Here is an 18,659-nt window from a genome sequence, read left to right as displayed (position 1 = left end):
TAATGGATAAATTAAAAATAGTTATAGCTGACAATGAATCAATTATTCGAATGGATTTAAAGGAAATACTTGAGGAAGCTGGTCATAACGTGGTTGGCGAGGCTATAAATGGAAAACGTGCTGTAGAATTAGCACGCAAATATCATCCTGACCTCGTGATCATGGATATAAAAATGCCTGAAATGGATGGCATTACCGCCGCTAAAATAATAGATGACGAAAATATAGCACCTGTGCTTTTATTAACGGCATTCAGTCAAGCAGACATAGTAGAAAAAGCCAAACATTCTGGTGTTTTAGCCTATCTTGTAAAACCTGTGCGCGAAGATAATTTATTCCCAGCAATAGAAATAGCCCTAACTCGTTTTAAGGAAATACAATCATTAGAATTAGAACTAAATGATGTCAAAAATTCTTTGGAAATGCGCAAAACACTTGACCGTGCCAAAGGAATATTAATGGATGCCTATAATCTAAATGAATCAGAAGCCTATCGCCGCATCCAGCAATATAGCATGGCCAAGCGAAAGACAATAAAAGAAGTTGCTGAGGCAATAATCCGTTCAGCTTTAAAAAACAAAGCATAACTATAAATGATGTTTTATGCTTTGTTTTTATACTATAAACAACATTTATCACATTCATAAATATTGTTAAAAAAATCACATTAACCAATTGACAATAGAAATAATAAATTTTATACTGTATTATGTTAGTTCGTAACGATATCTTTAAATATAAGTCATATTATTTACGAACAAATAAGTATGCTCACTACAATTAATTGTATAATATAAAAGGAGTTGTTTTATTAATTATGGCAAAAGTTAAGATTACTGAAACAGTATTACGCGATGGTCATCAGTCTCTATTAGCTACTCGTATGCATCTTTCCCAAATGCTTCCTCAGTTAGAAGCTCTCGATGCTATTGGCTATAAATCTTTAGAAGCATGGGGTGGCGCAACATTTGACAGTTGTCTTCGTTTCTTGGATGAAGATCCTTGGGAACGTCTTGACACTTTAAAAGCACATCTGAAAACTCCTATCCAGATGCTGTTACGCGGTCAAAATCTCTTAGGCTACAATCATTATCCAGATGATGTTGTTCGTGCTTTCGTAAAAAAAGCTGCTCAGCATGGTATCGGTGTATTCCGTATTTTTGATGCATTGAACGATACACGCAATTTAAAAACAGCTATTGATGCTGCTAAAGAAGCAAAAAAAGAAGTTAAACATTCTGTAGAAGTTCAAGGCTGCCTTGTTTATACTGTTGGCGGACCTCATACTACTGATGAATTTGCTACATTAGCTGCTGCCTTGGAAAAAATGGGTGTTGACAGCATCTGTATTAAAGATATGTCAGGTCTTTTAAAACCTTTCGTAGCTGAAGAACTCGTTACCAAACTTAAAAAAGCTACTAAATTACCTATTCAGTTACATACTCACTGCACCAGCGGTTTTGGATTCATGACATACTTGAAAGCTATTGAAGCTGGCGTTGATGTTATCGACTGTGCATTATCACCATTTTCCGGTGATACATCCCAGCCTTGTACCGAAACATTTGTTGCTACATTAGAAGGAACTGAATACGATACTGGTCTTGACCGTCAGGCTATGACTCCTATCGCTAAACACTTCCTTGGTGTTAAAAATCAACTTATCAGTGAATTTGGTCTTAAAGGCTATTTTGATGTTAATCCTAACGTTCTTGATTTCCAGATTCCAGGCGGTATGCTCTCCAATCTTGTAAATCAGCTTAAAGAACAAGGTATGGAAGATAAATATCAGGATCTTCTTGATGAAATGCCACGTGTTCGTGCTGATGCCGGCTATCCTCCACTCGTTACCCCATCCAGCCAGATTGTTGGCACAATGGCTACAATGAATGTCATGACTGGCGAACGTTATAAAATGGTTCCTAACGAATTTAAAGACCTTGTTCGCGGTAAATTTGGTCGTACTCCTGCCCCTGTCAGTCAGGAAGTTCTTGATAAAATCGGCATTAAAAAAGACGAACTCATTACTGATCGTCCTGCTGATCATCTTAAACCAGGTATGGAAAACTTTAAAACAGAACTTGCTGATAAAGGTTACCCATTTGCTAGTGAAGAAGATGTATTATCTTATGCATTATTCCCACAAGTTGCTGAAGAATTCTTCAAAAAACGTACTGTTAAAAAACTAGCTGAAATTGGCCGTGCCAATGCCAGCGATGAAGATGTTCTTCTTTATAACCTCAATCCAAAAGTTGCCGAAAAGTTCTTCAAAGGTTGATATAAAAACAAAAAGAGTGCTGCGAAATGCAGCACTCTTTTTTAGTTGCTAAAATTAAAACCACTATTAAAATAAAAAGCCGCTGTACACGCGTTTATCGACAATGTACAGCGGCTTTAGTATTTTAGATTATGTAATAGGACATCTAAATATACTATTTATTGACAGTTAAATTATAATTAGGCTCTGATTTTTCCTCAGGTTCTTCGGCCTTTTCTTCTCCCTCAACCGTTTCAACAGCAGCATCAGTCTTTACTGTTTCCTCAGTATCAGTCACACCGTTATCAGAAGACGAATCGTCATTGTTATCATTACTATCTTCTGTTAAATCACCTGTTTCCATAAGCTCTTTTAATTGAGCTGCCGATAATGTTTCATGTTTAATAAGTTTGTCCGCTAAAAGATGCAATTTATCAAGATTATCTACTAATAATGTACGACATTCCTCATAAGCTTCTTCTATATAGCGTCGAACTTCCTTATCAATTTCACAGGCCACTTCTTCACTGTAATTACGCTGATTATTTAAATCACGACCAAGGAATACTTGATGGTCATTACCTTCACCAAAGGAAATAGGCCCTAACACATCACTCATGCCATATTCCATAATCATACCGCGAACTATACGTGAAGCCTGTTTTATATCATTTTGTGCACCAGTACTTATTTCTTTTAATACAACCTCTTCAGCAACTCGTCCACCTAATGTCACTTTCAGCTGATCGATTAATTCACTGCGCGTATGATAGGAACGGTCTTCCTTTGGTAAACTCAATGTATAACCACCAGCACGACCACGCGGAATGATCGTTACCTTGTGCACAGGATCAGAGTGCGGCAGCAAAAGTCCTACTAACGCATGCCCACCTTCATGATATGCTGTGAGACGTTTATCCTCATCACTTATCACTTTTGATTTTCTTTCTGGTCCAACCATAACTCGTTCAATTGATTCTTCCAATTCATTCATACCAATAGTTTTCTTGTTACGTCGTGCTGAAAGCAACGCACCTTCATTTATGAGATTGCTCAAATCGGCACCAGTGAAACCCGGGGTTTGACGAGCAAGAATCCCCAAATCAACGGTTTCTTCTAAAGGTTTGTTTCTGGAATGAACTTTTAAAATAGCTGTTCTTCCTTTAATGTCAGGTCGATCAACTACAATCTGACGATCAAAACGACCTGGACGCAATAACGCCGGATCTAATATGTCTGGTCGATTAGTAGCTGCTATTATTATTATACCTTCATTAACAGCAAAACCATCCATTTCAACGAGCAGCTGATTGAGTGTCTGTTCACGTTCATCATGTCCACCGCCTAAACCGGCTCCACGCTGACGTCCAACAGCATCAATTTCATCGATAAAAACGATACATGGCGCATTTTTCTTGGCCTGATCAAACAAATCACGTACACGCGATGCACCAACACCAACAAACATTTCAACAAAATCTGAACCGCTTATCGTGAAGAAAGGCACACCCGCTTCGCCAGCTACAGCTTTTGCCAAAAGTGTTTTTCCTGTTCCCGGAGGCCCAAATAATAAAACACCTTTTGGTATACGGGCACCCAAATCATTAAATTTCTTCGGATGTTTTAAAAATTCTACAACTTCTTCTAAATCTTGTTTGGCTTCGTCAGCACCAGCTACATCCTTAAATGTAACCTTAACCTTATTATTATTCATTTTAGCGCGGCTTTTGCCAAAAGACATAACACGGTTGCCGCCGCCTTGCGACTGTTGCATAATAAAAAACCAAACACCAATTAATAAAAGGATTGGCAGTATAGACGTAAATATCGTCGTCCACCAAGGTGGATCAGGTGGATTTTGTGCTTTTATTTCTACGCCGTTAGCTTGCAGGTTCGCCAATAATGAGTTATCACTATTGGGGTAAGTAGGGGCAATAGTAGTAAATTCTGTTCCATCAGATAAAGTGCCGCTGATAGTATTTTCGACAATAGTTATTTTCGACACTTTCTTTTCATTCACTTGCTGCAGAAATTGTGTATAATTAATTTCTGGTTTCTTCGATGAATTACTATGAAAATAATCTATTAAGGAAAATGCGATCAAGATTATTAGTACATAAAAACCGGCATTTCGCAGAAACTTATTCAATCTTTAATCCTCCTTAAAAGCATCTTATTTTATAAGGCTTATAGTTTATAATTATAGCATTATTTAATTAAATTCTCAATTGGTATATCAAGAGTAAATTTCTTTTTTCAATATACCAATATATGGAATATTACGATAGACACTAGCATAATCAAGTCCATAGCCTACAATAAATTCATCTGGTACATCAAAACCGACATAATCCCCTTTTATATCAGTGCGACGTCCCTCTGGCTTATTAAGCATTGCACATAATTTTACACTGGCTGCTTTCCTATGCTCAAAGTTCTCCTTTAAATATTTTAAAGTCAGTCCCGAATCGATAATATCTTCTATAATTATTACATGTTTATTCTCGATGTCAGTATCAATATCCTTCAAAATTCTTACTGTTCCACTAGTTTTTGTACTGGAACCATAACTTGATGCCGCCATAAAGTCAAATTTAACAGGTACTTTTATTTCACGAATCAAATCAGCAAAAAAAACAATTGCACCCTTTAATATACCTACAGCTACAATTTCTTTGCCATCATAATCCCTGGTAATTTCTTCACCCAATTCTTTAACGCGTTTTTTTATTTGTTCCTCAGTAAATACAACTTTTTCTAAATCTTTATGCATGCAAGAGCCGCCTTTCAATTATGTAATCTATTTATCACAAATGCTTATTCATATAATAATCATTTGAAATAGTAATTTCTTATTTTTAGTGAGTTCTGCTAAAAACAAGAAATTTATTTGATATTTTTAGTAAAGACTAATTTAATGATTTTTTCCGTGTCTTGTGTCGGCAGATACCGTCTGTCCTGTTGCAAACCAACCACCCAAACAATTCCCTTATCATCACATAAAATAGGAATTTGCTGACGCTGCTGACGAGGAATTTTATAATCAATAAAAAGTTTTTTTATTTTTTTATGGCCAGTTAAACCTTTGGGATAAAAAATATCACCGTCCTGGCGAGAGCGAAGCATTAATTTGCCAGTAATTTTTGCTGCATCAATATAACAAATTTCCCGCGCCTTTATATTTTCAAAGGAATATATTACTTCACTGTCAATCTCCCCCAACGACTTATTAATCTTAGTGCGTCCTGGGATCTGTAAGTATATATTAGAAACTTCTTCTGCACTCAAAGTGTTATCAAGTCCTATAAAAAGTTTTTGATATTGAATTACTGCCTTTAATCCTTCTGGTAAATCAAGTTGTGTTCCAGTAACAGCTTTTTTAGCCAATATTAATATATCATCAATATGTACATTATTTATATTATTTATATTTTTTTTCACAAAATATATTGCTGTTCTTATAAGCTGCCGCTGTACTGCCCTATGTTCTCCTACAAATTGGGGCAATGAAAAAACATATCCGGCTGCCAGTTTTTCGGCAATTTGCCTAAAGACTTCCTGTGTATATGTAAGAATAAAATCATTTTCTTCTGCCAATAATGAGGCTGTACGACATAAAGCCGCCTCAATATTGGGATTAAATTTTTTTAATTGGGGCAATAAATTCCAGCGAATATCATTGCGTGTATAATCTGTTTCATAATTGGTACTGTCAATACGCGGCACAAGACTGTACCGCTGGCAGTAATCTTCTATCTGTTCACGGCTGCAATTAAGCAAAGGCCTGATAATACCATTAGCACTTGGCTGCATGCCGGCAAGTCCCTTACTACCCGAACCACGCAGCATATGCATCAATACTGTCTCAGCCTGATCCTTGCGATGATGTGCCACTGCTATATGCTGACAATTTAATTTTTTTGCCAAAGCCCTAAGCTGTGCATAGCGTAAATCACGCGCCGCCATTTCCAAGGAAATTTTATTCTTTTGTGCATACATTTGAGCATCTACAGTGCGCAGATAACAATCAATATTATTATCAAGGCAGAATCGTTCCACAAAACGTGCATCTGCAAGTGATTCTTTGCCCCTTATACCATGTTCAATATGCGCTACAAACAACATCAGATTATGCCGGGCAGCAATTTCTATAAACAGATGAACCATACACAAGGAATCCGGTCCCCCAGAGCATGCCAATAAAATATTATCACCAGCCAAAAAAAGCCTATGTTTTTGACAAAATTCCACGACCTGCTTAAGCATATAAACTCCTATATATCCATCAACATACAAAAAGCACCCTTGTAAGAGTGCTTTTGAAAAATCATAACTTATTCATAATGGCGTGAACCGCGGCCACCACGTTTGGAATCTGTCTTTTTCCGCAAATCCGTCAATTTTTCATCGCTATCTTTTAAAAATTGAGAAAGCTTATCTTCAAAAGTGGTAGTGCCTGGATAATTATTTGACCGACGAAAATCATTTTTAAAAGGTTTACGCGGCGCAAATTTGGCTGGAGCAGCGCTACTTTTCTGTGCAACCGGTTGAGGAGGCTTTTTTTCTTGAAGTTGCTTTATCGATAATCCGATTTTATTACCATCTACAGTTAAAACCTTAACCTTAACTTTATCTTTTTCTTTGAGAAAATCTTTTACGTCTTTAACATATACATCAGCAACCTCAGATATATGAATCAGACCTACTTTTCCTTCGGGTAATTCAACAAACGCACCAAAATTTGTAATTCCCGTTACTGTACCTTCAAGTACACTGCCAACTTCAATTGACATAAATTTACTAAATCCTCCTTAAAATTAAGCCATTTTAATGGTATTATACCCTTTGTTTATTAATAGTGTCAAGATAACAAAAGACAAATATACCTGTTTTTATTCAATTATATAACAAAATATCCTTTTACTTGTCTGATGCCACATAGGGAATTTCACCTTTTTTAGTCATCCCCAGTTCATCACGAGCTATCTTTTCAATATATTTAGGATTTTGCAAGGCATCTTTTTCGGCTTTTAGTTTCTGATTTTCCTGCATTACCTTATCATATTTTTGCTGAGCAATTTGATATTCGCTGGAAACATTACTTATATACATTTGTTGATTGATAGCAATGTAAGAAAAATAAGCGATAATTGCAATAAAAACGACTGTAAAAATATTCAATTGTCGTTTTTTCATAATTTCACTTCCCTAAAAACCTTTAATCATAGTTTGCTAACAGTTTATTCCATATAGTAAGCAATAACGTCAACGATCTTCTGTGCAGCATCTGGCCGTTTCAACTCTCGGGCCTTCTCTTTCATCCATGCAAGTCGATCCGGATCATTTATGACATTTTTTACTATATCGCTTATTTGTTCCTGCTTTTGTATCAAAACAGCCACACCATTATTAACCAGATAATCAGCGTTTTCTGCTTCCGGTCCCGGTATTGGTGTCTGTAATACCATCGGCAGTTCCATTGCCATAGCCTCACTGGTTGTAAGTGCTCCCGGCTTGCTGATTAACAGTGAAGCAATCGCCATCAGCTCATTAATATTATGAGAATATCCCCACACTTTTATAGAATGGCGGGAATGAACCACATATGAATTAACTTCCGACCACAGGGCCACATTAGCACCTGTTACTACCAATATCTGCATGGGAACAGTCAATGTTTCCAAAGCTTCTAGTGCTGTCTGCACGCCACCTAAACCTAAACCACCGCCCATTATTAATATAATTGGCATATTTTCCTGCAATGCAAACTTTTTGATAAGCATTTTTTTATCATATTCCTGTGTAAAATTCCTATTTATAGGAATCCCTGTTACTGTCACATGATTTTTATCAAGCCCCTTAGCATAAAGCTCGCGCGCCAACTGTTCATGGGCCACAAAATACATATCGACATTTTTATATATCCAAATTTGATGCAGGCAAAAATCTGTTACCACGGTAAATAATTTTGCTTCCAATTCATTTTTACTTTTTAAATATGCCGCTGCCGCACAAGGAAAAGGATGCGTACAAACTATAATATCAGCTTGATGTTTTTTAACTATCGAAGCCATATTATGTTTCATAAAATGTGCCAGCAAAGTTTGAACTGATGTACCTTTTACCGGTCCTGCTGTAAAACTATATAAAAATTTATACAATCCAGGAACAAAATCGAGCATCTTTAAATATATTTCTTTTAATAAATCATTTAAATATGCTGTATCCGGAGACATAAAATCAACTACACTTATATGTGCCTCAGGATATCTCGTCTTTAATTCATTGCTTATTGCCGCTGCTGCTTTATTGTGACCTGAGCCAATAGATGCGGTAACAATAAGAATATTCTTCTGTGTCATATCTGACTTTTCCTCCAACCCGCTTTAACTTAAAAGCAGAATTGACATATCTACGTATATGATGTCTTTTATCCATAAATTTAAATTGACTAACCTAAAACCGATAAATAACCGCTTGCTCAAGGCAGCGGTTATTACTAAACACTATATTATAGGCTCATATTCTATCAAGCCATTTTAGACATAGTACAGGTTATGTATTTTGTATTTTATCATATCATTTTAATTGTGTAAAATAAATTTATCATAAAATATTATGTTATACTATATCAGAACAAATTTATTGACTCCAGGGAGACTTATTATTATGCAAAAAAGATGGCAGATATTAGCTGAAAACCCAGAAGCACAAGAGACATTTGCCAAACAATTAAATATATCACCAATTATTGCAGCAGTTTTTATAAAAAAAGGCTTTTCACTAGACCAAGCGCGCACATTTTTAAACAGCCGCCGAGAGCCCTTTCATGATGCCTTTCTTTTACCGGATATGCAGCAAGGTACTGACAGAATACAATTAGCCCTCAAAAATAATGATCATATTATGATATTTGGTGACTATGATGTTGATGGTATAACAGCAACTACCGTATTATACAAAACACTAAAAAAATTAAACGCTAATGTTTCTTATTATCTACCTGACAGGCAAACTGAAGGTTATGGTGTTCATAAAGAAGCTATTGATAAGTTCATCGATAAAGTTCAGCTGCTGATAACTGTTGACTGTGGTATTCGTTCAGTCGAGGAACTTGAATATGCCAGTCAATATATGGATGTTATCGTCACCGACCACCATCTTCCTGGCGAAATTTTACCAAAAGCAATTGCTGTTATCGACCCCAAACGTTCTGACAACAAATATCCTGATACTAATTTAGCCGGTGTGGGCGTTGCCTTTAAATTATGTCAGGCTCTTTGGCAATCTATTCATCACGAAATTTATCGTGAATATTTAGATATTGTTAGCTTGGGCACTGTCGCTGATATTGTTCCATTGTTAGGTGAGAACCGCAAATTTGTCCAGGAAGGTCTTGCCAATATAACTAATATAGGTTTATTGGAATTAATCAATGTATGTAATCTCGATAAGGATAATATTTCAGCCGGTCATATTGGTTTTATAATTGGTCCGCGCTTAAATGCTGCTGGTCGGCTAAAGCATGCCCGCCTTGGCGTCGAATTATTCTTAGCCAATAATAAAAACCAGGCTCACGCCTTAGCCATAACACTTGACGAAGAAAATCAACTGCGCCAGGACATGGTTGAAGCTACATTTAATGAAGCAATTTCGATCATAGAAAAACAGCATTACCATGACGATGCCGCCATTGTTGTTGGTGGTACTAACTGGCATCCTGGTATCATCGGTATTGTAGCTTCACGCATTGTTGATAAATATTATCGTCCGACCATTGTTTTAAGTATTGATAGCGATATTGCCAAAGGATCCTGTCGCAGCATCAAAAACTTCGATATCTGTGCTGCTCTGGAAAACTGTCGAGAAAATTTATTAGCCTTTGGCGGACATACCATGGCAGCTGGTCTATCTCTAAAACCTTCTGCTATAGATGACTTCCGTAAACTCTTCAATAATTATGCCAAAAAAAATTTGCAGCCAGAAGATTTACAGCCGCTTATTGAAATCACTAAAGTTATTTCACCAAATATGATTACCAAAAAACTCATTGATGATATTGCTGTTTTGGAGCCTTTTGGTATGGGCAATCCTGCCCCATTATTTCTTTGCACCTCGGTCATTCCTCAATCAGTTAAACAAATTGGCCGTAATGAAGAGCATCTCAAATTTATTTTTAACGATAAACAAAAAAATTATACCGTATTAGCTTGGAATATGGCTGAATATGCAGCTGTTATTGCCAACAAAAAAATGGATTTAGTCTTTCAGCCTGAGATAAATCTTTGGAACGATAAAGAATATATTCAGCTCATTGTCAAAGATATAAAAACCACTCCGCTGACTTCGCTATATCCTGAACATGATACTATTGGCAGTTTTTATTTGTTTTTAAAAAAATTTCTCCTAGCTAACAACAATATTATTTCAGCCAATATAGAACATCTCCAAAAAATTTACCAGCACGAAACGTCTTCCCCGACAATTGATATTTCCTTAATACAATATTGTTTACAGGTATTAACAGAAATTGGCGTTATAGTATTTGATACTGCCAATAATACAATATCGCTTCCGCTGCAATTAAACGGCAAAAAAAGTCTTTACTCTTCCCCCACTTTTATTAAACGCTATAAATAATTATATCCTGAAGGCTGCACTTTATATTTTAAGTGCGGCTTTTTTATTTCGCTATTGACAATCATTATCATTATCTGTATTATATTATTGTAATGATAATTAAAATCAATAGCAATATTAGGAGTGATACTATGTCCACTAATCTTTCATCAGAAAAAATTACTTTAGCTGCCATAAAACCTGGACAGCGCGTACAAATCGAATATCTGGAACCCTCCCCATTAAAAGAGCGTCTTATGAGTATGGGTTTGGTTCCCGGCACTGCCTTAAAAGTTTTACGCAGTGCTCCGTTAGGTGATCCTATGGCCATAAGTGTTCGCTCATATAATTTATCTTTGCGCCTGGCTGATGCGCAAAAAATTATTGTCTCAACAGCTGCTTTATAACTACCAGTTCAAATAATTTATAGTTAATTTGGAGGAATAAAATGTCAACATTATCCGTAGCACTTACTGGTAATCCCAACACGGGAAAATCAACGATATTCAATGAATTAACCGGCATTCGCCAAAAAATAGGCAATTGGCCGGGCGTTACTGTCGATAAAAAAACTGGCTATGCCAAATATGATAATCGAGCAATTTCCATTGTCGATTTACCAGGTACATACAGTATAAATGCCCGTTCACCTGAAGAACAAATCGTTATTGATTACCTTCTCAATGAACGACCTGATATCGTAGTCGATGTTATCGATTCATCAAATATAGAACGTAACTTATTTTTAACTTTGCAATTATTAGAACACCACATTCCCATATTGATTGATTTGAATATGATGGACGAAGCAAATAAACGCGGCCTAAAAATCTCTACCAATAAATTATCCGAAATAATTGGTATGCCTGTTGTAGAAACGGTAGGCCGCAGCAACAAGAGCATCAAAAAATTATTGAGTATTTTCACTTCAACGGTCATGCACAATTATAAAAACAGCGAACTTATTGATAATCATATTGCTGCCGTGGAAAAAATCAAACAAGATCAGTTAGATCCTGATAAATGTGAAGAACAAATTATTGCCCTCCGCTATAATTTAATCGATACAATAATTGCCCAAATAGTTGATACAAGTAATGTTGCCAGCAGCAGTGTAACCGAAAAAATTGACCGTGTATTAGCCAACGGTTTTATTGCACTTCCCATACTGCTTCTTATGCTCTATGGTGTTTTTGAAATCACCTTCACCTGGATAGGCCAGCCGATTGCTGATGAACTTGATTTTCTGCTTAATACCTGGTTTTCCGGAGTAGCCGCAAATACCCTAGCCTCTATTGGTGTAGCCAGCTGGCTGCAGTCACTTATTGTTGACGGTATTATTGCTGGTGTAGGCAGTGTTTTAACCTTTGTACCTTTAATCTTTACCTTATTTTTCTGCTTAAGCTTTCTTGATGGTACCGGTTATATGGCACGTGTTGCTTTTGTTATGGATCCTGTAATGCGCCGGGCCGGACTTACCGGTAAAGGGGTAATGCCTCTTATCATGGGTTTTGGCTGTGGTGTTCCTGCTATCATGGGCGCACGCGCGCTTGACTCAGAAAAAGACCGTATGATTTCTATTCTTGTTACACCATTTTTAACCTGTGGTGCAAAATTACCAGTAATGGCATTATTTGCTGCCGTATTTTTCCCAAACAATGCTTCCAATATAGTTTTTTCTATGTATATAATTGGTATAGTAATGGCTATAGCAATGGCTAAAGTTTTAAATGTTACTACCTTTAAGGATAAACAAAGTACTTTTTTATTGGAATTGCCGCCATATCGTATTCCCGATATGAAGACCGTTTTCCTGGAAACATGGGATAAAGGTAAAGGCTATCTGGTCAAAGCTGGAACAATTATCTTTGCTATGTCAGTTTTAATTTGGTTTTTAAGCAATTACAATATGAGTGGTCCCACTGATGAAATGACACAAAGCTTTTTGGCTTATCTGGGTGCTGGTGTATCACATTTATTCGCATTACAGGGCTTTGATTCCTGGCAGGCCGGTTCAGCTGTGATCACCGGTGTTGTTGCTAAGGAAGCCGTTATCTCCACAATGGGAATCCTCTATAACATTGGTGATGTTGCTGACGATACAGCAGCTGCTGCCAACCAGATGATGACCGCTCTAGGCGGCTCATTCACCGCCTTGTCAGCTTTTTCTTTTATGGTATTTACCCAGCTTTATTCACCATGTGTAACAGCACTTGGTACTATAAAAAAAGAAACTGGTAAATGGAAATGGATGCTGTTTGCATTTGCCTACACCTCTCTTGTTGCTTGGTTTATTTCACTTATTGTCTATCAGGCAGGTCGCCTGTTAGGATTTTAATTAGGAGGATTTTACTATGACTCTTACTGGAACAATAGCCACATACATCATTGCCGCTATATTACTAGCCGCATTTTTATACGGAATCTATCACATTTATTGCAACTTTTTTAAGGGTGAAAGCTCTTGCTGCAGCAGTAATGGCAGCTGCGGTGGTTGCAGTGCTTGCCACCAAGGCAAAACTAAAAATTAACAAAAATGTCATCAGCAAACCTGCTGATGACATTTTCTCTTTTCCAGCTTAATTAAATTATAAAATAAATTTATTATTTAAAAGGATTTTGCTATATTTTAACGAAGATAAGAATAGTAAATATATTATAGGAGGGGCCATTATGGAAAAAATAAAAAAAATAATAGTTGCAGCTGATGGCTCAGTAGATGGATGTAAGGCAGTTGACAGAGCTATTGAATTAGCTGAAAAAAGTCGTGCTCAAATCGATTTTGTTTATGTCGCAAGCCATATCAATAAAGACATCCCTAGTGACCTGATTTTTGATGCCATTTGGAAAAAATTACCCGAAGGCATTAAAGCTGTAAAACATGTTGAAAGTGGTTCTGTGCATAAAACAATTGTCGAATTAGCCGAAAAGGAACAAGCTGACTTAATTGTAATCGGCAGTCGTGGACTAGGACTTTTCAAAGGTGCTCTCATTGGCAGCAAAAGCCAAAAAGTAGTAGAAATCTCTAAAATACCAGTAATGGTTGTCAAATAAGGAGTGTTTAATATGCCTATTATTTCTTTCGATGGCAAAACACCCAAAATCGGCAAAAATGTTTTTATTGCTCAGACAGCTGTAATTATTGGTGATGTCACCATTGGCGACAACTCCAGCATTTGGTATAATGCCGTATTACGGGGAGACATGAGTTCTATTGTTGTTGGTCAATATACAAACATTCAAGATAATACTACTATTCATGTTATGAAAAATCGTTCAACAATAATTGGTGATTATGTCACTATCGGCCACAATACGGTTCTTCATTGTGACCAGATTGCCAATAATTGCATAATTGGTATGGGTTCAATAATGCTCGGAATGTCAACATTGGGTGAAAACAGTCTTATTATGCCCGGTACCTTAATTCCTTTAAATGCGAAATTACCTGCCAATTCCATAATTTCAGGATCACCATATAAGATTGACCGCAAATTGCACGAAGATGAAATTGAAGCAATACATCAATCAGCACATAACTATCATTCGTTAGCTAAGATGTACCAACTACAAAAACAGGAGATGCAGCCAATTGGATAATACTGAAAAAACACTTATATTAATAAAACCAGATGCCGTTAAAAATTCTCAAATAGGTAAAATTTTAGAAATGTATGAAAAAAACAACTTTAACATTTTAGCTATGAAAATGATTTGGATGAACGAGAAACTAGCCGCCAAACATTACGAAGAACACATTGGTAAAGAATTTTACACCCGTCTTGTAGATTTTATGACCTCAGGGCGTTTAGTCGCCGCTGTATTGCAAGGCGAAGATATCATAAACCGGGTTAGAAAGCTGCATGGCTGTACTGACCCTAGTAAAGCTGAAGCTGGTACAATTCGTCAGCTCTTTGCTACTGACAAGACGCATAATGTTGTCCACGCTTCTGACTGTCCTGAAACTGCCAATAAAGAAATCCACATATTCTTTTCGGAAGCAGAAATTTTTGATAACTAACAAGGAGTGTCACTATGTCAATTTGTACTAAAACTGGTGATAAAGGTGAAACAAGTCTATATACAGGCCAAAGAGTAGATAAAAATTCCCCTCGCGTAGAAGCATATGGCAGCGTTGATGAAATTAACTCTGCTTTAGCTTTAGCCCGCGCTTCATCACAAAAAGAAAAAATAAAAGAAAACATTAAATTTTTACAAGAAATGAACATGGCCTTAATGGCTGATTTAGCCAGCATAAATACCCAGCCGCGTATCCAGCAAAAAGAAATTGATATGATTGAAAATCTTATTGACGAAATAGAGGCCGTATTACCTCCATTGACCGCTTTTATTGTTCCTGGTCAAACATTATGCGGTTCATTTTTAGATCTAGCCAGAACTGCTACCAGACGCGCTGAGCGGCGTGTTCTTGATCTAGCCCAGCAGGAAATGGTCTTTGACCGCAATCGTTTATATTTAAATCGCTTGTCAGATTTATGCTTTTTATTGATGCGCTTAGAAGAATTAAATTAAACTATTCTCTGCTTTAATATACGCTATAATAATTATGAAAAAACTCCGCTATACATCAGCGGAGTTTTTTCATAATTATTTGCAATCTGCTATTTCATTTATTATTTCACCGGCAATTATAAGCCCAACAATTGGTGGTATAAAAGAATTACTGGCCGGAACCTGTCTTTTATGTGTGCATTTTCTTGCCGTGCCCGGCGGACAAACACAATTATTTTTACAACTATTACTGTCATCTTCAATAGGCACAGCTGGTTTTTCCTGAGAATAAACTACCTTCAGCTGTTCTATATTACGTTTTTTTAATTCCTTGCGCATAACTTTAGCCAAAGGACAAACTGATGTTTTATAAATATCCGTTACTTCAAATAACAACGGATTAGTTTTATTACCGGCTCCCATCGCACTTATTATTTTAGTGCCTGCTTGTTGTGCCTGCACAACAAGTTCGATCTTGCCAGTAACACTATCAATAGCATCAACCACATAATCATATTGTGTAAACTCAAACTGAGAAGATGTTTCTGGCGAATAAAATATCTTTATTGCATTAACAATGCATTTTTTGTTTATCTGACTAACCCGTTCTTTTGCCACATCAACCTTATATTGACCAATAGTATTATATAAAGCGTATATCTGCCTATTAATATTAGTCAGACATATCTTATCATCATCAATGATATCAAGCTGACCAACGCCAGCTCTAGCTAACGCTTCAATTATATAACCACCAACACCGCCAACACCAAAAACAGCTATTTTTTTATTACTAAGTTTTTGCAAAACTTCTTTCCCATATAATAATTCCGTACGGGAGAACTGATTTAACATATTTATACTATCCTTTGCTTTTATATTTTACTCAATCATTATAACACTAGTTGGATTTATTTAGAACAAATTTAACGATTTTAATAATAAAATCCAGCCAAAAATTGTTATACAGGATAAGGCTGATGTAAACACCACACAGTTGCCCGCTAATTCTGCATCACTATCCATTTGCTGCGCCATAGCAAATGATGCTACGGCACATGGTGTACAAAAAATACTGACCAACGTTACTAATTCCACACTGCGAAAACCACAAAAAACAGCTGCTGTCAAAACAATTGCCGGCACAATAATCAATCTTGCCAATATACAAAAGATAAGCTGCGGACGATGTGTTTTAGTACTGCCAAAACGAAATGAAGCACCAAGTATTATAAGTGCCAGTGGACTGGTCGCTGCCGTTATTTGACCTAAAGGCTTTAATACTGCTTTTGGTACAGGAATTCCTGCGATTAAAAAAAATGCCCCAACAATAGCACCAACAATCATCGGATTTTTTAGTACCTGAATAAAAATCGGTAAAAAAGAAAATTTATGGCCACGAAAAGTCTCCAACGTAAAAACACCTAAAATATTATATAATGGAACAATTATAGCAATCATCATCGTTGTTACAGCAATCTTATCATCACCAAAAATATTGCCTACAAGTGGAATTCCTAATAGTACAAAATTACTGCGAAAAACAGCCTGAATCATCGCACCACGCCGCTTATCATTTTTTTCCCAATACACAATGCCTAAAAAAGCAATTATATAAACAACAAACAATGCCACTGCCGCAAAAATTATTAAATTAGGCTGAAATGTTGTCGCTAAATCCGTATTGTAAATATTATAAAACATCATAATTGAAAAAAACACTTTAAATACCATACGATTAATATGCACTAGTTCTTCTGCATTTAACAGCTGATATTTTTTTACCATAACACCGACAAACATCAAACAAAAAATGGGAACTACTGCTCCTACCGCAACGACAAAATTACTATCCATATCCCGCATCACTCACTTTTACATTATTATATTAATACTATACACCAAATTTCTGCTTATTTATACTCTCCATTTACAGCTGCTGCAATATTTTCTAAAACCAGCAATAAGTCAAACTAGAAAAAAACTAAATTATCGCCAAATATCATTATTATAGTTTGATTTTAGCATTTTATTACGGTTTTATTTTTTTATTCGGGCTATCTAAATTCAAATGCAGCTCTTAAAATATGGTATAATAGCATAAAAATGAATGTTATTCACTTTTTTTATGATATAACTAAGAAAGAAGGTATATATATGATTAAAATAAATACAGTGTTAGAAGAAAAATTAAATGCCATCACGCATGGCATCGGTACAGGGTTAGCCGTTTTAGCTTTAATATTCTTAATAGCCCGTGCCTATATCTATGGTGGTCATTGGCATATGATCGCAGCTGTTATCTACGGTACCTCCCTAATACTTTTGTATTTAGCTTCAACACTTTATCATAGCTTTAAAAGAGAACATATCAAATCACTGTTTAAAATATTTGATCACTCAGCTATATACATATTGATTGCCGGTAATTACACTCCCTTCACCCTATTATCACTGCATGGCACATTAGGCTGGACATTATTTGCCATTGTCTGGAGCATCGCCATTGTCGGCATAGTTTTTAAAGTATTTTTTGTTAAACGCTTTAAAATTTTTTCAACTATTTGTTATTTAATAATGGGCTGGCTGGCTGTCATCATGGTAAAACCACTGTTAGCCGTATTGCCAAGTGCCGCCATTTATTGGCTGCTTGCTGGTGGTATTTTATATACTATTGGCACCATCTTTTATCTTAATAAAAAGATACCATATAATCATGCTGTCTGGCATCTATTTGTACTAGGCGGCAGTATATCACATTTCATAAGTATTTTTAAATATGTTCTGCCATTATCATAAAGGAAAGGGGCTGTTTACATAACTTCGTAAACAGCACCTTATTTTTAACTATTTAATTCTTCTTTTATTTTTAGCAATACCGCAATATCAATATTTCCTTCTAATGCCGTAAGCAGACTTACATAATAATCGGCAAACTGTTCTTTGATATTTTCCTTAAGCATATCTACAGCTTTATTAATAGCCATAATATAAAACTCGTCAAGACGTTCTTGCTGGACTTCAATATAATCCATAGCTAATTTTTTTAGCTGTTCTAATAAAATATCAGCCATAATTTTGCTATCGCCTTTTTCAAAAAATGATTTTGGATTTTTAAAACACGCCATGGCCTTAGCAAAAATATTCTTATCAATGTCTATAAAGGCTGTATTAAACTGAACCTCCCACGACTAAAGTCGCGGGGTTCCTGCTTCATAGATAGTTGCGCAAAAAACACGTCTTACATTATCTCCACAGGCTATCCCCGTAG

General features: G+C 36.1%; 20 protein-coding genes. 10 read left to right on the top strand and 10 right to left on the bottom strand.

Translation table 11 applies throughout. The features are described 5' to 3' along the window. Positions 1-2 precede the first annotated feature (2 nt). The gene (locus HNR32_RS02785) at positions 3-587 is read left to right on the top strand and encodes an ANTAR domain-containing response regulator (RefSeq protein ID WP_183859455.1); all 585 of its coding nucleotides are present in this window, start codon (positions 3-5) and stop codon (positions 585-587) included. Positions 588-817: 230 nt separating this feature from the next. Continuing rightward, entirely contained in the window at positions 818-2,278 is a 1,461-nt protein-coding gene (locus HNR32_RS02780) for a pyruvate carboxylase subunit B (protein ID WP_183859453.1), read from the top strand. A 154-nt stretch (positions 2,279-2,432) separates the two neighbouring features. Here HNR32_RS02780 and ftsH read toward each other — a convergent pair whose 3' ends face one another. From ftsH to HNR32_RS02750, 6 genes are all read right to left on the bottom strand, one after another. Continuing rightward, a complete protein-coding gene (ftsH, locus tag HNR32_RS02775) occupies positions 2,433-4,406 on the bottom strand; it encodes an ATP-dependent zinc metalloprotease FtsH (RefSeq protein WP_183859451.1) in 1,974 nt (657 codons plus the stop codon). 87 nt (positions 4,407-4,493) lie between these two features. Further along, a complete protein-coding gene (gene hpt / locus HNR32_RS02770; RefSeq protein WP_183859449.1) occupies positions 4,494-5,030 on the bottom strand; it encodes a hypoxanthine phosphoribosyltransferase in 537 nt (178 codons plus the stop codon). Between the two features lie 113 nt (positions 5,031-5,143). Beyond that, positions 5,144-6,523: a tRNA lysidine(34) synthetase TilS gene (gene tilS, locus HNR32_RS02765; RefSeq protein WP_183859446.1), complete on the bottom strand. Its 1,380-nt coding sequence runs from the start codon at positions 6,521-6,523 to the stop codon at positions 5,144-5,146. Between the two features lie 68 nt (positions 6,524-6,591). Next, positions 6,592-7,050 carry a S1 RNA-binding domain-containing protein gene (locus HNR32_RS02760; RefSeq protein WP_183859444.1) on the bottom strand — a complete coding sequence of 153 codons (459 nt, stop codon included), beginning with the start codon at positions 7,048-7,050 and terminating at the stop codon, positions 6,592-6,594. Positions 7,051-7,177: 127 nt separating this feature from the next. Next, positions 7,178-7,453 (bottom strand): FtsB family cell division protein, encoded by a 276-nt coding sequence (locus HNR32_RS02755; RefSeq protein WP_183859442.1) that lies wholly within the window; start codon positions 7,451-7,453, stop codon positions 7,178-7,180. 44 nt (positions 7,454-7,497) lie between these two features. Next, positions 7,498-8,619: an MGDG synthase family glycosyltransferase gene (locus HNR32_RS02750; protein WP_183859440.1), complete on the bottom strand. Its 1,122-nt coding sequence runs from the start codon at positions 8,617-8,619 to the stop codon at positions 7,498-7,500. A 307-nt stretch (positions 8,620-8,926) separates the two neighbouring features. On the opposite strand from HNR32_RS02750, the gene recJ reads away from it, so the two are divergent. The 3 genes from recJ (at position 8,927) to feoB (ending at position 13,214) form a co-directional block, all read left to right on the top strand. Then, a complete protein-coding gene (gene recJ, locus HNR32_RS02745; protein ID WP_183859438.1) occupies positions 8,927-10,897 on the top strand; it encodes a single-stranded-DNA-specific exonuclease RecJ in 1,971 nt (656 codons plus the stop codon). 131 nt (positions 10,898-11,028) lie between these two features. Further along, positions 11,029-11,283, top strand: a complete 255-nt coding sequence (locus HNR32_RS02740; protein ID WP_183859436.1) for a FeoA family protein — start codon at positions 11,029-11,031, stop codon at positions 11,281-11,283. Positions 11,284-11,324: 41 nt separating this feature from the next. After that, positions 11,325-13,214: a ferrous iron transport protein B gene (feoB, locus tag HNR32_RS02735; RefSeq protein ID WP_183859434.1), complete on the top strand. Its 1,890-nt coding sequence runs from the start codon at positions 11,325-11,327 to the stop codon at positions 13,212-13,214. 76 nt (positions 13,215-13,290) lie between these two features. Here the strand turns inward: feoB and HNR32_RS02730 are convergent, their stop codons facing one another. Continuing rightward, positions 13,291-13,440, bottom strand: a complete 150-nt coding sequence (locus tag HNR32_RS02730; RefSeq protein ID WP_183859432.1) for a hypothetical protein — start codon at positions 13,438-13,440, stop codon at positions 13,291-13,293. A gap of 109 nt (positions 13,441-13,549) precedes the next feature. Here HNR32_RS02730 and HNR32_RS02725 point away from each other — a divergent pair, with 109 nt between their 5' ends. Genes HNR32_RS02725 through HNR32_RS02710 form a run of 4 tightly spaced genes read left to right on the top strand, consistent with a single transcriptional unit; the run spans position 13,550 to position 15,409 of the window. After that, positions 13,550-13,930: a universal stress protein gene (locus HNR32_RS02725; protein WP_183859430.1), complete on the top strand. Its 381-nt coding sequence runs from the start codon at positions 13,550-13,552 to the stop codon at positions 13,928-13,930. A 12-nt stretch (positions 13,931-13,942) separates the two neighbouring features. Further along, positions 13,943-14,476: a gamma carbonic anhydrase family protein gene (locus HNR32_RS02720; protein ID WP_183859428.1), complete on the top strand. Its 534-nt coding sequence runs from the start codon at positions 13,943-13,945 to the stop codon at positions 14,474-14,476. Next, the gene (gene ndk, locus HNR32_RS02715) at positions 14,469-14,897 is read left to right on the top strand and encodes a nucleoside-diphosphate kinase (protein WP_183859426.1); all 429 of its coding nucleotides are present in this window, start codon (positions 14,469-14,471) and stop codon (positions 14,895-14,897) included. The genes HNR32_RS02720 and ndk overlap by 8 nt, the downstream gene beginning before the upstream one ends. Positions 14,898-14,911: 14 nt before the next feature. Then, positions 14,912-15,409, top strand: coding sequence for a cob(I)yrinic acid a,c-diamide adenosyltransferase (locus HNR32_RS02710; protein WP_183859424.1), 498 nt, complete (start codon positions 14,912-14,914; stop codon positions 15,407-15,409). Positions 15,410-15,484: 75 nt separating this feature from the next. Here HNR32_RS02710 and HNR32_RS02705 read toward each other — a convergent pair whose 3' ends face one another. Both HNR32_RS02705 and HNR32_RS02700 read right to left on the bottom strand, forming a co-directional pair. After that, a complete protein-coding gene (locus tag HNR32_RS02705; RefSeq protein ID WP_183859422.1) occupies positions 15,485-16,243 on the bottom strand; it encodes a tRNA threonylcarbamoyladenosine dehydratase in 759 nt (252 codons plus the stop codon). Positions 16,244-16,303: 60 nt separating this feature from the next. Continuing rightward, positions 16,304-17,245 carry an AEC family transporter gene (locus HNR32_RS02700; RefSeq protein WP_183859420.1) on the bottom strand — a complete coding sequence of 314 codons (942 nt, stop codon included), beginning with the start codon at positions 17,243-17,245 and terminating at the stop codon, positions 16,304-16,306. Positions 17,246-17,545: 300 nt separating this feature from the next. Here HNR32_RS02700 and trhA point away from each other — a divergent pair, with 300 nt between their 5' ends. Next, positions 17,546-18,187 carry a PAQR family membrane homeostasis protein TrhA gene (gene trhA, locus HNR32_RS02695; protein WP_183859418.1) on the top strand — a complete coding sequence of 214 codons (642 nt, stop codon included), beginning with the start codon at positions 17,546-17,548 and terminating at the stop codon, positions 18,185-18,187. A gap of 44 nt (positions 18,188-18,231) precedes the next feature. Here the strand turns inward: trhA and HNR32_RS02690 are convergent, their stop codons facing one another. Then, positions 18,232-18,516, bottom strand: a complete 285-nt coding sequence (locus HNR32_RS02690) for a hypothetical protein (RefSeq protein ID WP_183859416.1) — start codon at positions 18,514-18,516, stop codon at positions 18,232-18,234. Positions 18,517-18,659: the final 143 nt, after the last annotated feature.

This window comes from Pectinatus brassicae (genome assembly GCF_014201835.1).
Lineage (GTDB): Bacteria > Bacillota > Negativicutes > Selenomonadales > Selenomonadaceae > Pectinatus > Pectinatus brassicae.
Note: the sequence above shows the minus strand (reverse complement) of the source record. Positions and strands in the feature narration are given on the sequence as shown.